This is a genomic window from Sodalis ligni, assembly GCF_016865525.2.
Lineage (GTDB): Bacteria > Pseudomonadota > Gammaproteobacteria > Enterobacterales > Enterobacteriaceae > Acerihabitans > Acerihabitans ligni.
This window is the reverse complement of sequence record NZ_CP075169.1, coordinates 3,983,331-3,995,631: the sequence shown is the minus strand read 5'-3', so window position 1 is coordinate 3,995,631 and position 12,301 is coordinate 3,983,331. Positions and strand designations below refer to the sequence as shown.

Below are 12,301 nucleotides of genomic sequence, written 5' to 3'. Positions count from 1 at the left end.
TGCTGTGGGGCGCTCTGGCGGGCGGAAAAACCACGCCCGCTTCGACCCCATCAGCACGGTCTCCCTTTAACCGGTTCGTTGCACGATCGGTGATCGCGGGCCTACCGCGCTGTGGGGCGCTCTGGCGGGCGGGAAAACCACGCCCGCTTCGACCCCATCAGCACGGTCTCCCTTTAACAGGTTCGTTGCACGTTTGGTGATGGCGGGCCTATCCCTCCAGCAGCCGGCGATGTATTTCTCCGCAGCCTAAGGCGCGCAGGGTGGCGCAGGTGGCGTCCCATTGCGATAACGCCACGGCGTCTCGTTCTACCAATACCGCTCGACGGATATCCCGGCAATCTCCGCCGGTGATATTCAATAAAATCAGCGCCGATTGCAGCGGCGGCAGGCTGGGGTTGAAGGCGGCGTTTTCCGCATAGCGGCCGGCGAAAATCCGGCCGTCCGCCAGTTGCAATGCCACACCGCTGTGCGCTCGGCTGTAGGGTGCATGGCTCTGGTTGGCCGCGTGCAATGCTTGTAGCAATAATGAATCGCTGGCGATGAGCCCGTTCGCCATGTCGACTGTTTGTGTTGTTGGAGAGGATAAAACGCTGTCTTCGGGTTCGAAGTCCTCAGGGATCACTTCTTTTGCCAACGAGTAGCCATGATTGACCCGATCCATCAGCAGGCTTTGGATAGACAGATCGCGGGGGCCGAACGCATCGGGCAGATAGTGGGCGAGGGTGGCCGGCGCGCGGCCGGGCAGGTAAATCACGATATCCACGCCGCTGTTCAATTCGTTCATAAACTGCCGGCAGTGGCCGCAGGGGGTGTAGTTGACCGTGATGCCCCGCAGCCGCTGTTCGCCGCGCAGCCAGGCATGGTTGATGGCGCTCTGTTCGGCATGGACGGTTTGCGACAGGGGAACGCCGGGAAATTCCATATTGGCGCCGAAATAAAGATTGCCGCCGATGCCCCGGGCAATGGCGCCTACGTTAAAGTGAGAAACCGGCGCCAGGGCGCAGACGGCCGACAAGGGTAATAACGCCAGGCACAGACCGTCTTCGTCCAGGCCGCCGGCCTTCATCAGCGCCATAACCTGCCGGGCGCTCAGCATTCCGTTGAATGACGGTTCGGCGAGTATGGGCGCGAGTGCCGCCCGCAGCCCAGGTTCGAGGGTTGCCAGCGGTGTTTCAAAGCGTGCGTGCATGGTGGGGATTCTCCCGGAATGCCTAGGGAGAGTCATTTTAAACGCTTAAGGCAAAAATAATATGATCAATATCTTATCCCACTACCATGCTAGTCCAAACCGTAGGCAAGATCGGTAACATCCCTCCCTCATTCAGCCGAACACCGCCAGTAATACCGGGAACAGGAAGGGGGCGATCAATGAGGTAATAATGCCGCAGATCACCAGCGCCAGCGAACTGAACGCGCCTTCCTGGAAATCCATCTCGGCGCAGCGGGCAGTGCCGAGGGCGTGGGAGGCGGTGCCCATCGCCAAGCCGCGCGAGGCCCTGGTGGTGATCTTGAGCAGATTCAGCAGCGTGTGGCCGAAAACCGCGCCGAGGATACCGACAAAAATCACGCAGACCGCGCTGATGGCCGGTATGCCCTTAATGGACTGCGATACCGCCATGGCGATGGGGGTGGTGACCGATTTGGGCAGTATCGATGCGGCGATCTCCGGCGTAGCCCCCATCCACAGCGCGATGACGGTACCGGTTATCATGGCGGTGAGGCTGCCGACAAAACAAATGCTGATAATGGATTTCCAGCGTGCGCGGATTTGGTGCAATTGCTCATAAAGAGGAAAGGCCAGGGCCACCACCGCCGGTTGTAATAAATCGTTAAGCACCCGGCTGCCGGCAAAATAACGCTCATAGGGAATGCCGGTCATCAACAGCAAGGGAATAATCACCACCATCGAGACCAATAACGGATTTAACAGCGGCATAGGGTATTTTACCGCCAAACGGCGCGCGGCGAAAAATACCAGCAGGGTCAACGGCAACGACCACCAGATATTGGCTAACATCATTTATCCTCGCCGGGCCTGGGCGGCTCACCGGCCACCGGGCGATCGCGGTGAATATAATGGGAACTGTAGCCCACCACCAGCATGACAATAAGCGTGCTGACCATGCACGACACCACAATGGGACCGAACTGCGAGGAGAGCTGCTGATAGTAATTCATCACGCCGACCCCGATGGGCACAAATAACAGCGCCATATAGCGAATCAGCAAATGGCAGCCCGGCTTGAGCCACGTCGGCGGCAACAGTTGAAACGAAAGCAGCAAAAACAGGATAAGCATGCCGAGGATACTACCGGGAATGGTAATGGGCAGCAGCGAGGACAGGAAATTACCGATAAATAAACACAGGTAGATCAAGGCAAAAGCGCGGATTAAGGCCCAGCCATTTAAAATTAAATTGCCCATTGTTTTAACCTTATTGCTGAATGCTTTCATCATACAATTAAACTGCAGGACGTGCTACCGTGGGCTGCTTATCCCGGTGAAAGGTTTTAATGACATTGTCATAGATCATGGCTAAGGTAATCCGGTAATTTGCCGCTCGGCATGATTATTGCTGTCCTATCATTAATAACCTGTGCATTTCATTGACGGCTTGTCCGTCGTAACCAACCGCATGAGGTCTCTATGAAGGTGAAACCGGCTCCGCTTCAGGAGAATCTTATCACGTCGGAACCCCCCCTATCGACAAAGCAATATGAAGACAGCCGGCCTTTGCTCTGGCTGGTGGAACAGCATGTCGGGCCTTATGATGCCACGCTGTTTCTCGGTAACGGCCAGGCGGCCTGCGACGGGGAGTTGCTGGCCGGGCGGGGCATCACCAGCGCCTTGAACGTGGCGGTGAATTTGCCGCTGGCGCCGTTGATTCTGCCGGACGGCATGCTGTTGCGCCGCAGCCATGTGGGCCTGATCGACGGCCGGGGCAACACCGCTCCCCATCTGCTGGCGGCGATGCTGGCGCTGGCCGGCCTGCTTACCCAGGCCAGTCCCGGCAAGGCCGGTTATCCCGCCCACCGGCCGGGCAATATCCTGGTGCACTGCCGGGGCGGACGCAGCCGCGGGGTGGCGGTGCTGGCGCTGTTTTTACATCTGGCCCTCACCGATCGCTACCCGACGCTGAAAGATGCCCTCGATCACCTGCGCGGGGTGCGCGGCCTGGACAGCACCGAGCCCTGCGGACCTTTGTGGCAGCTCATGATCCAGTGTCTGAACAGCAATTTAAGCACCTGGCTGAAGGGGCTGCTGCACGGGTAATGAGGGGCAATTTTTTTGAACTGGCGCACGAAACAGAGCCGGCTAATCTGTTACCAACTATACCTGTCATACTTCACGTTGCCGTCTTTCGGCAGCGGGAATTATTTAGGCTATAAGATTTTTTATGCGACCGCTGTTGCGGGTCGGATTTATTTCAGCTGTCAGGAGAGTGTTTTATTATGCCGAACCCACGCTTTTATGGTGTTATTCCGCCGGTACCCACCCTGTTTACCGCAGACGAGCAATTAGACGAAGCCAGCATGGCCAACCTGCTGGACAGCCTGATTGTGTCGGACGTCAACGGGCTGTTCTTCCTGGGCAGCGCCGGCGAATTCGCCCATATGTCGGAAGCATTGCGTTTTCAGACCGCTGAGTTTTGCGTTAACTATGTCAACAAGCGCAAGCCGGTGCTGGTGGGCATTGCCCATTCCGGCACCCGTGAGGCCATCCGTTTCGGCCTGCATGCGCAAAAAATCGGCGCCGACGGCGTAGTGGCGGTTAATCCTTACTACAATCCCCTCAGTGAGGAAAATCTGTATTTGCACTATAAACACCTCGCCGACGCGCTCGAACTGCCGATCCTCATCTATAACTTTCCTGGCTTGACCGGCCAGTCCATTCCGGTGCCGATCATCCGCCGCCTGGCGGAAAGCTGTGAAAATATCGTCGGCCTGAAGGATACGGTGGATACCCTGAGCCATATCCGCGAAACCATTCATGCCGTCAAACCGGTACGGCCCGATTTCGCGGTATTCTCCGGCTACGACGAGTATCTGTTCGGCACGCTGATCCTCGGCGGCGACGGCTGCATCCCCGCCAGCGCCAACTTCGCGCCCCAGCTGACCTGCGGCATCTATCAGGCCTGGCAGCGGCAGGATTACGCCGAAGCGGTGAGATTGCAGCAGCGGCTCTCCTTTATTCCCGAGCTGTATAACTACGATTTGCCTTTCTATAACGTGGTGAAATACGCCATTCAGCTGGTGGGCGTGGATGTATCGGTGAACGCACTGTGGCCCGCCTCGCCCCTGACCGATGAACTGAAAGCCAAGATCAAGGCGGCGCTACAGCGCAGCGAGGTGATTTAAGTCCGACCCCCATTCCCCAGTCACACAGGAAAGAGAACCTGGTTTGTGCTTTCACGTCTGTGAACAGGGCGTTTATGGCGGCGGGCAAAGCATGGGGCGGCCTGAAGCGTTCAGCCCAGCTCGGCGGCAGTCCGCCGCGAATAGCGAAAACCGCGGTAAAACAGCCCAAGGCTTACCAGCGTCGCCAGGATCAAGACCCAAAACAGCGTCACCGGCGGCGCATAGGTGAGCACAAAACCGGTCAGCATCGGGTTGACCGCGCCGCCCAGGCTGCTCAGGTTCTGCATGCCGTAATAACTGCCCTTCAGGTGCGGCGGGGCGATAAAATCGATAAACAGATATTCCACCGGGATGATAATGATTTCCCCCAGGGAGAAGATGGCGACGCCGATTATCCACAGCGGCAGCGAGTGGCGGGCAAACATAAACACCACCAGTCCGATGATAAAAAACAGGCTGCCGGCCACCAGCCAGGGCATCAGGGTCTCGCGCCTGATGTTCCGGCTCACCAGGTATTGCAGCGTAATCACGATGGCGGCGTTGGTGGGCAGTGTCCAGCCCACCACCCGGTAGGCGAACTCACCGTTGAACGCCACCATGAGAAACTGGGAAAGACAGCTGGCGAACTGGCTGCACACCAGGCTGCCCAGGGCGCCGCCGAGGGTGAAATAGATAAGCCGTTTATCATGGCTCAGCACATAAAACACCTGGCGGAAATTGATCGGGTTTACCGCCGGTTTTTCATGGGCCGGTGCTTCATCTGCCATCCCTTCCTGGCCGTCGATATCCACCGGCGGCCGGCCGCAGCGGGGCAGGAACCAGGCCATGATAAGCGCCGCCGCCGCGCTTAAGGCGCCGGACAGATAAAAGGGCAGGGTCGGGTTGGTTTCGGCCACCACCACACCCAGCGGCGGGCCCACTGCCCAGCCGACATTCACCAGGGTATAGTTGACGGAAAACGCCTTGATGCGCGCCGCCACCGGCAGCCACTGGGCGATGGTGGCTTTCAGGGTAATGCTGAACTGCCCATATGCGCTGTTAATCAGCGCGATCAGCACCACCAGTCCCGGAACGGCTCGGCACTGCGGCAGCAGGAAAAACGACAGGGCGAACAGGACCAGTGAACCCAGTATCAGCAGATGCTGATTGAACCGGTCCACCAGATAACCGCCGTACAGGCTGAAAACAATGCCTAGGGTCAGGCCCGCCCCCAGCACCAGGCCGATTTCACCGGGCATCATGCCCTGTTGCCGGGAGAGATAGAGTGCAAGAAAGGGCAGGGTCAGGCCGCGCCCGATGGTCATTACGACGGACGTCAAGACCAGGGCGTTGATAACCGGCGGGAATCCTTTTTTGGCTAACAGGGCTTCCATGGTAAAACCTTAAAATGCCCGGCCTGACGAAGGCCGGACAGGTATGTCTACAGGCTAATCCGGAGAGTCATTCCGGCGAGGGGTTCCTTTATTTCACCGCCATGCCCGGCAGCGCGCCGGCATCCGGGCTGAGCAGGAAAATATCCCCCCCCCCCGGGCCGGCCGCCATGACCATGCCCTGGGAAACGCCGAACCGCATCTTGCGCGGCGCCAGGTTGGCCACCATGACCGTCAGGCGGCCTTCCAGCAGTTCCGGATCGGGATACGCGGCCCGGATGCCGGAAAATACCTGGCGGGTCTCGCCGCCCAAATCCAGCGTCAGCTTCAGCAGCTTATCCGAACCGTCCACCAGCTCCGCCCGTTTAATCAAGGCAATGCGCATATCCACCTTGGCGAAATCATCAAAGCTGATGGTGTCCAGCAGCGGCTCGTCCGCCAGGGGACCGGCGGCCGGTTTGCCGCCGGATGCGGGCAGGGACGCGGCGGCCTCTTCTTTCGACTCCGCGATCATGGCTTCCACATTAACCGGATCGATACGGTTGAACAGCGCCTTGAAGGTGCTGATGGTATGGCCCGTCAGCGGCGTTTGCATGGCATCCCATTCAAGGGTGACGTTCAGGAAGGCTTCCGTCCGCTGCGCCAATGACGGCAGCACTGGCTTAAGGTAAGTCATCAGCACGCGGAACAGGTTGATGCCCATGGAGCAGACATCCTGCAGCCGCTGATCGCCCCCTTCCTGCTTCGCCACCACCCACGGCGCCTGTTCATCCACATAGCGGTTGGCCACATCCGCCAGCGCCATGATTTCCCGGATCGCCCGGCCGGATTCACGGCTGTTGAACGCCTCGGCAATGCTCGCCGCCGCATCGGTAAACGTGCGGTAGAGCGCCGGGTCCGCCAGGGTATCGGACAACCGGCCGGCAAAACGCTTGGCGATAAAGCCGGCGTTGCGGGAAGCCAGGTTCACCACTTTATTGACGATATCCGCATTGACCCGCTGGACAAAATCTTCCAGGTTCAGATCGATATCATCGATATGGGACGAGAGCTTGGCGGCGTAATAATACCGCAGGCAATCCGGGTCCAGGTGCTTGAGATAGGTGCTGGCCTTGATAAAGGTGCCGCGGGATTTCGACATCTTGGCGCCGTTCACCGTCACATAGCCGTGCACGAACAGATTGGTGGGCTTGCGAAAATCGCTGCCTTCCAGCATCGCCGGCCAGAACAGGCTGTGGAAGTAGACGATATCCTTACCGATAAAGTGGTACAGATCCGCATCGGAACCCACCCGCCAGTAATCGTTAAAATCGATATCGCCCCGTTTGTCGCACAGGTTTTTAAACGACCCCATGTAGCCGATGGGCGCATCCAGCCAGACGTAAAAATATTTCCCCGGCGCATCCGGCACTTCAAAGCCGAAGTAGGGGGCGTCGCGGGAGATATCCCACTGCTGCAGGCCGGATTCAAACCACTCCTGCATCTTGTTGGCCACCTGCTCCTGCAGCGCGCCGGAGCGGGTCCAGGCCTTGAGCATGTCGCTGAACGCCGGCAGGTCGAAGAAGAAATGCTCCGACTCCCGCATCACCGGGGTCGCGCCGGACACCGCCGATTTCGGATCGATCAAATCGGTGGGGCTGTAGGTGGCGCCGCAGACTTCGCAGTTATCGCCGTACTGATCCGGCGACTTGCACACCGGGCAGGTGCCCTTGACGAACCGGTCCGGCAAAAACATCTCTTTTTCCGGATCGTACAGCTGCGAAATAGTCCGGGTTTTAATATAGCCTTTTGCTTTCAACCGCCGGTAGATCAGGTTTGATAGCTCGCGGTTCTCCTCGCTGTGCGTGGAGTGGTAGTTATCATAGCTGACGCCGAAGCCGTTGAAATCCGTCAGATGCTCATGGTTCATTTCATCGATCATTTTTTCCGGCGCGATGCCCAACTGCTGTGCCTTCAGCATGATCGGCGTGCCGTGCGCGTCGTCGGCGCAAATGAAATAAACCTGATTGCCGCGCATTCGCTGAAAACGGACCCAAATATCTGCCTGGATATGCTCCAGCATATGGCCTAGGTGGACTGAACCGTTAGCGTATGGTAACGCACAGGTTACCAATATTTTTTTCGCGACTTGAGTCATGTTGGGAATGTGCTTTTGTTGGATGTCATAATGAATTCCGATGGTAACCGATAGCGATACCCCGCGTAAACAAGCTCGGCCAGTTCTGTTATGCTATGGCCATCGGTTACCAACCCTTTATAAATTGAAAGGAGCCGGGATGAACACCCCATCACCCGAACAATCAACCCCCGACGCGCTGCGCGCCCAGGTTGCCCAGGTCCTCGCCGCCTATCGGCATCCGACCCTCAAGCGCGACCTAATCGTGCTTAAGGCGCTGAACCACTGCGCCCTGCTGGACGGCGCGCTGCACATTGAACTCACCATGCCCTTTGCCTGGCAGAGCGCCTTTGAAGAAATGAAAGAGAGCCTCAGCGCCGAGCTGCTGCGGGTCACCGGCGCCGGCGCCATCCACTGGACGCTGTCGCACAATATCGCCACCCTGCGGCGGGTCAAAGATCAGCCGGGGGTCAGCGGCGTGCGCAACCTGATTGCCGTGAGTTCCGGCAAAGGCGGCGTCGGCAAATCCAGCACCGCGGTCAACCTGGCGCTGGCGCTGGCGGCGGAAGGGGGGCGCGTCGGGCTGCTGGACGCGGATATCTACGGTCCTTCCATTCCCGCCATGCTCGGCACCGCCCATGAACGTCCCACCTCCCCGGACGGCCAGCATATGGCGCCGATCATGGCCCACGGCCTGGCCACCAACTCCATCGGCTATATGGTCACCGACGACAACGCCATGGTCTGGCGCGGCCCCATGGCCAGCAAGGCGCTGCTGCAACTCTTGCAGGATACCCTGTGGCCGGAGCTGGATTACCTGGTGCTGGACATGCCCCCCGGCACCGGCGATATACAGCTTACCCTGGCGCAGAATATCCCGGTCACCGGCGCGCTGGTGGTCACCACCCCCCAGGACATCGCCCTCACCGATGCCCGCAAGGGCATCATCATGTTTGAGAAAGTCGGCGTGCCGGTGCTGGGGATCGTGGAAAACATGAGCATGCATATTTGCAGCAACTGCGGCCATCTGGAGGCCATCTTCGGCACCGGCGGAGCGGAAAAGCTGGCGGAACAGTTTAACTGCGCCTTGCTGGGCCAGTTGCCGCTGCATATCAGCCTGCGGGAAGATCTCGACCGGGGCGAACCCACGGTGGTCAGCCGCCCGGACAGCGAATTCACCGACCTGTACCGCCAGCTGGCGGGCCAGGTGGCGGCTCAACTCTACTGGCAGGGGGAAGTGATCCCTACTGAGATTGCGTTTAAGGCGGTTTAACACCCAACTTTACGGGGATGGGCGAGTGTCCCGTCCCCGCATCGCCTGCCCGGATGATCTCTCAGCAACGCGTATATTGTCTGTTATTATTAAATGTAGTAACGTAGTAACATAAGCTGATTGAGGGGGTTTGCGATGACAATGACCTGTATTTCAAGCCGGGAATTAAATCAAAATATTACGAAAGCAAAGCGGGATGCGCAGCATGGCCCGGTATTCATCACATCTCGCAACAAGACTACCCATGTATTGCTTACCGTAGAAGACTACCGCAAAATAACCGGGGATCGTAAGAGTATTCTGGATGCGCTCCAGCCCCCGGAAGGGCTATCTTTCGATCTCGAAACGGAGCGAGTGGACATACAGTTAAGGAAGGCTGAATTTTAATATGTATCTTTTGGACACCAATGTGATATCGGAAATCGGCAAGGGAGCCAGGGCAGACAGCAAAGTCCGGCAATGGGCTGAAAGAATCGAACATCATGAGATGTTTACGTCAGTGCTGGTCATCATGGAGATTGAAAAGGGCATTCTGTTAAAAGAACGAAAAGACCCTGAACACGCTAAATTATTGCGCACTTGGTTTACAGAATCGGTGATGAAGAATTTTGACGGACGGATCTTGGAAATTAATGTGCCCGTCGCGTTATGTTGCGCAAAAATGCACGTGCCGGACCGTAAATCCATGACGGACTCGCTTATCGCCGCGACCGCCATGGTGAATGCCCTGACGCTGGTGACGCGCAACACAGCGGATTTTGCCCAAACGGGTACCGTTTTACACAATCCCTGGCTCTAGCCCGGGGGCTGATGAAAGTGCAGATGCAATTCCTATTCGGTCAACGACCTACTAATTAGCCGAATGTACCAATATTTGCAAGAACTCGAAATTTTATGTTTCAGCTGATAATGGCATCTAAAATTGCCAACGCTTCGTCAGTCACTTCTTCCGGCGCTTTCTCGATAATTTTCGCCGCGCGGCTGGATAAATCTAACATGCGTACTTGATTGATCAACGCCACGCCCTGCGTTCGTGTCCCCGCCCCGGTTAATGACACGGCAAACCCTGCTTCGCGGGCGAAATTTCCGCCCTGTGTAATAGGCGCAACCAGCACCATTCCTAATCGGTTAAAATCCCTTGTACTTAGTACCAGAGCGGGCCGCTCTATGCCCTGTTCTTCCCGCCCTACTACTGGATTAAATGCCTCAATCACAATATCTCCGCGCTGAAACCCAGGACGCTTTACCATACTTCATTACCTTTCTGATCGCTTCCTTGCCAAATAGCCATATCCGATGCGGGAGAGGCCTCTGGGTCGCACTCTGCGATAAGTTCAGCCAGCGTGTATTTGCGTTTGCCAGATTTTAAAATCAGCTCATCGCCGCGAATTTCTGCAAAAAGTTCCTGTCCTACCTGTAAATGAAGTTGTTCAAGTACCTGAGCAGGAATGATCATACCTGCACTATTTCCCCATTTTTTGATGGCTATTCGCATAATCTTCCCTTTGTTGATGTATAACTTTTGTATAATTTTCATCATCTAAACGCAAATAAATTATATTTTGTTTGTAAGCGGCTGTTGAACTCACCTTGCCGTTTAATACCGGCCGGATGCGTTAGCAGCGCACGTCCGGATCTGTGTGGGGGGTAGCCGGTAACGGCTATTCCTACCGCAACCCTATTGAATTTATAACCTGTAGGTTATATTATGGGCGTATAACTTCTACGTATAGGGACATACGGTGTGGACTATCATTACAAGGACTGTTTTGACGCTTGGTTTTACGAACAGCCCGATGAAGTGCAAGAGGAAATTTTTGCTGTTCTTTCTATCCTAAGGAGGATGGTCCGAACCTCGGTCGACCGCAGGTTGACACATTAAAAGGCTCTTCATATGCCAACATGAAAGAGTTAAGGGTACAAGTAAGCGGCCATCCCATTAGAGCGTGTTTCGCATTCGATACAAGGCGACAAGCGATTATCCTGTGCGCGGGCGATAAAAGGGACGGGATGAAAAGCGTTTCTATAAGAAACTGATTAAAGCTGCGGATGCCGAATACAAAGCGCATCTAGCTACTTTGGAGGATGAACAATGTCAACCTTTGACGAACTGTTAGCGAAGCGTACCCGGAAAGCCGTGAGAGAATCGCCGCCCGGGCCGAAGAAATCCGGCGCGAAATCACTCTCGCCAAGATTCGTGAAGAACTGAACATGTCACAAACCCAGTTAGCCACCTCTCGGTGTGAAACAGCCTGCCATAGCGAAAATGGAAAAGGTTGATAACGACCCTAAACTGTCCACACTGAAACGTTACGTAAAGCCTTGGGCGGCGAACTGGCGATTGACGTTCTATTGCCAAATGGAAGAAGGATCGCACTTTACTTATAACCGGACTTCACACCAATAAAACCCTTGTGATTCAGTAACGTTGACGATATTGTTTGATCGCGCCTGAAATCCAGGCGTCGGGATTGGTCTCCTGAAAACTACTCGTTGAAGACAAGAAGGCGCATCGGCGTCTTTTCGTCAGCATCCGGCCCTGTCTGCGATTTATAATCGCTTCCTTACCTCAACAGAGGGCTGTGATTTTTTCAATTATCCCCTGGAGGCCGCTTTATGGCTACTATCCCCACCCAAAATCGCGCGTTATTTTCCAGCCCCCTCAGTTCAACCACGGATTTCACCGTTCTGGCAGATCACTGCGAGCAGTTTGCCGAAATCTTGCTGGAAAGCAGCAATCCCGCGCAGCGGCAATTACTTTGCGCCAAGCTGGCCCACTGTCTGGCCCTGTTGCAGTCCACGATGGAAGATCCTATTCCGCCGCACCTGGTTGAAAGGCTCACGGTGGATGAACCGCCGTCGATGTCGCCCCGCTTTGAGCCGGAATCCGATCTGCTGTGTGAATATTGCCAAGTGTTGGTGCGGCTGTTGACGGAGCGGACGGTATCGCAGGATATGGAACCAACCATTATCGGACTGCTGTTTGAACTGGTGAGCTATTTCGCGGATGAACTGCGGGCGCCGCGCTGGATACGTACCGCCGATGGGGTAAAAATCATAGAAGAAGTGGAGGTGTCGAGGGAACCTTGGGTCCCCTGATAACAACAACCCGCCTTTGTGTGCGTCAGATTGCTGACAAACGTACTGAAATTAACAAGGCGGGACAGGATGATAGAAGAGTAAA

13 protein-coding genes and 2 pseudogenes are annotated in these 12,301 nt (G+C 56.2%); 8 read left to right on the top strand and 7 right to left on the bottom strand.

The genetic code is table 11. The features are described 5' to 3' along the window. Positions 1 to 208 precede the first annotated feature (208 nt). The 3 genes from cdd to GTU79_RS18605 all read right to left on the bottom strand — a co-directional run bounded on the left by cdd (position 209) and on the right by GTU79_RS18605 (position 2,424). Complete coding sequence (gene cdd, locus GTU79_RS18615) at positions 209 to 1,189, bottom strand: cytidine deaminase (RefSeq protein WP_214513254.1); 981 nt, start codon at positions 1,187 to 1,189, stop codon at positions 209 to 211. Between the two features lie 132 nt (positions 1,190 to 1,321). Then, positions 1,322 to 2,017, bottom strand: a complete 696-nt coding sequence (locus tag GTU79_RS18610) for a CidB/LrgB family autolysis modulator (RefSeq protein ID WP_132928076.1) — start codon at positions 2,015 to 2,017, stop codon at positions 1,322 to 1,324. Then, positions 2,017 to 2,424, bottom strand: a complete 408-nt coding sequence (locus GTU79_RS18605; protein ID WP_203523431.1) for a CidA/LrgA family protein — start codon at positions 2,422 to 2,424, stop codon at positions 2,017 to 2,019. Before GTU79_RS18605 ends, GTU79_RS18610 begins: the two co-directional genes overlap by 1 nt. A 222-nt stretch (positions 2,425 to 2,646) precedes the next feature. On the opposite strand from GTU79_RS18605, the gene GTU79_RS18600 reads away from it, so the two are divergent. Both GTU79_RS18600 and GTU79_RS18595 read left to right on the top strand, forming a co-directional pair. Further along, entirely contained in the window at positions 2,647 to 3,273 is a 627-nt protein-coding gene (locus tag GTU79_RS18600) for a protein-tyrosine phosphatase family protein (protein ID WP_203523430.1), read from the top strand. A gap of 179 nt (positions 3,274 to 3,452) precedes the next feature. Further along, positions 3,453 to 4,358 (top strand): dihydrodipicolinate synthase family protein, encoded by a 906-nt coding sequence (locus GTU79_RS18595; RefSeq protein ID WP_203523429.1) that lies wholly within the window; start codon positions 3,453 to 3,455, stop codon positions 4,356 to 4,358. A 110-nt stretch (positions 4,359 to 4,468) separates the two neighbouring features. Here GTU79_RS18595 and GTU79_RS18590 read toward each other — a convergent pair whose 3' ends face one another. Further along, positions 4,469 to 5,731, bottom strand: coding sequence for an MFS transporter (locus GTU79_RS18590; RefSeq protein ID WP_203523428.1), 1,263 nt, complete (start codon positions 5,729 to 5,731; stop codon positions 4,469 to 4,471). A gap of 88 nt (positions 5,732 to 5,819) precedes the next feature. Next, a complete protein-coding gene (gene metG / locus GTU79_RS18585) occupies positions 5,820 to 7,865 on the bottom strand; it encodes a methionine--tRNA ligase (protein WP_203523427.1) in 2,046 nt (681 codons plus the stop codon). A 139-nt stretch (positions 7,866 to 8,004) separates the two neighbouring features. Between metG and apbC the strand changes: the two genes are divergently transcribed. The 3 genes from apbC to GTU79_RS18570 all read left to right on the top strand — a co-directional run bounded on the left by apbC (position 8,005) and on the right by GTU79_RS18570 (position 9,916). Next, positions 8,005 to 9,117 (top strand): iron-sulfur cluster carrier protein ApbC, encoded by a 1,113-nt coding sequence (gene apbC, locus GTU79_RS18580; RefSeq protein WP_203523426.1) that lies wholly within the window; start codon positions 8,005 to 8,007, stop codon positions 9,115 to 9,117. A gap of 135 nt (positions 9,118 to 9,252) precedes the next feature. Continuing rightward, complete coding sequence (locus tag GTU79_RS18575) at positions 9,253 to 9,504, top strand: type II toxin-antitoxin system Phd/YefM family antitoxin (RefSeq protein ID WP_203523425.1); 252 nt, start codon at positions 9,253 to 9,255, stop codon at positions 9,502 to 9,504. Between the two features lies 1 nt (position 9,505). Continuing rightward, complete coding sequence (locus GTU79_RS18570; RefSeq protein WP_203523424.1) at positions 9,506 to 9,916, top strand: type II toxin-antitoxin system VapC family toxin; 411 nt, start codon at positions 9,506 to 9,508, stop codon at positions 9,914 to 9,916. A gap of 100 nt (positions 9,917 to 10,016) precedes the next feature. Here GTU79_RS18570 and GTU79_RS18565 read toward each other — a convergent pair whose 3' ends face one another. Continuing rightward, on the bottom strand, positions 10,017 to 10,367 hold the full coding sequence (locus GTU79_RS18565; RefSeq protein ID WP_203523423.1) for a type II toxin-antitoxin system ChpB family toxin: 351 nt from the start codon (positions 10,365 to 10,367) through the stop codon (positions 10,017 to 10,019). Further along, on the bottom strand, positions 10,361 to 10,612 hold the full coding sequence (locus GTU79_RS18560) for an AbrB/MazE/SpoVT family DNA-binding domain-containing protein (RefSeq protein ID WP_203523422.1): 252 nt from the start codon (positions 10,610 to 10,612) through the stop codon (positions 10,361 to 10,363). Before GTU79_RS18560 ends, GTU79_RS18565 begins: the two co-directional genes overlap by 7 nt. A gap of 247 nt (positions 10,613 to 10,859) precedes the next feature. Between GTU79_RS18560 and GTU79_RS18555 the strand changes: the two are divergent. The 3 genes and pseudogenes from GTU79_RS18555 (at position 10,860) to GTU79_RS18550 (ending at position 12,216) form a co-directional block, all read left to right on the top strand. Further along, positions 10,860 to 11,234 (top strand): annotated as a pseudogene (locus tag GTU79_RS18555) (type II toxin-antitoxin system RelE/ParE family toxin). Next, positions 11,210 to 11,505 (top strand): annotated as a pseudogene (locus tag GTU79_RS30690) (helix-turn-helix domain-containing protein). The pseudogenes GTU79_RS18555 and GTU79_RS30690 overlap by 25 nt, the downstream one beginning before the upstream one ends. Before the next feature lie 228 nt (positions 11,506 to 11,733). Next, a complete protein-coding gene (locus GTU79_RS18550; protein WP_203523419.1) occupies positions 11,734 to 12,216 on the top strand; it encodes a hypothetical protein in 483 nt (160 codons plus the stop codon). Positions 12,217 to 12,301: the final 85 nt, after the last annotated feature.

Bases quoted from the DNA above. Each gene is read 5' to 3' on its own strand.
- GTU79_RS18600 (WP_203523430.1), top strand. From the start codon at position 2,647: ATGAAGGTGAAACCGGCTCCGCTTCAGGAGAATCTTATCACGTCGGAA.
- GTU79_RS18565 (WP_203523423.1), bottom strand. From the start codon at position 10,367: ATGGTAAAGCGTCCTGGGTTTCAGCGCGGAGATATTGTGATTGAGGCA.
- GTU79_RS18595 (WP_203523429.1), top strand. From the start codon at position 3,453: ATGCCGAACCCACGCTTTTATGGTGTTATTCCGCCGGTACCCACCCTG.
- GTU79_RS18570 (WP_203523424.1), top strand. From the start codon at position 9,506: ATGTATCTTTTGGACACCAATGTGATATCGGAAATCGGCAAGGGAGCC.
- metG (WP_203523427.1), bottom strand. From the start codon at position 7,865: ATGACTCAAGTCGCGAAAAAAATATTGGTAACCTGTGCGTTACCATAC.
- apbC (WP_203523426.1), top strand. From the start codon at position 8,005: ATGAACACCCCATCACCCGAACAATCAACCCCCGACGCGCTGCGCGCC.
- GTU79_RS18560 (WP_203523422.1), bottom strand. From the start codon at position 10,612: ATGCGAATAGCCATCAAAAAATGGGGAAATAGTGCAGGTATGATCATT.
- GTU79_RS18590 (WP_203523428.1), bottom strand. From the start codon at position 5,731: ATGGAAGCCCTGTTAGCCAAAAAAGGATTCCCGCCGGTTATCAACGCC.
- GTU79_RS18575 (WP_203523425.1), top strand. From the start codon at position 9,253: ATGACAATGACCTGTATTTCAAGCCGGGAATTAAATCAAAATATTACG.
- cdd (WP_214513254.1), bottom strand. From the start codon at position 1,189: ATGCACGCACGCTTTGAAACACCGCTGGCAACCCTCGAACCTGGGCTG.
- GTU79_RS18550 (WP_203523419.1), top strand. From the start codon at position 11,734: ATGGCTACTATCCCCACCCAAAATCGCGCGTTATTTTCCAGCCCCCTC.
- GTU79_RS18610 (WP_132928076.1), bottom strand. From the start codon at position 2,017: ATGTTAGCCAATATCTGGTGGTCGTTGCCGTTGACCCTGCTGGTATTT.
- GTU79_RS18605 (WP_203523431.1), bottom strand. From the start codon at position 2,424: ATGGGCAATTTAATTTTAAATGGCTGGGCCTTAATCCGCGCTTTTGCC.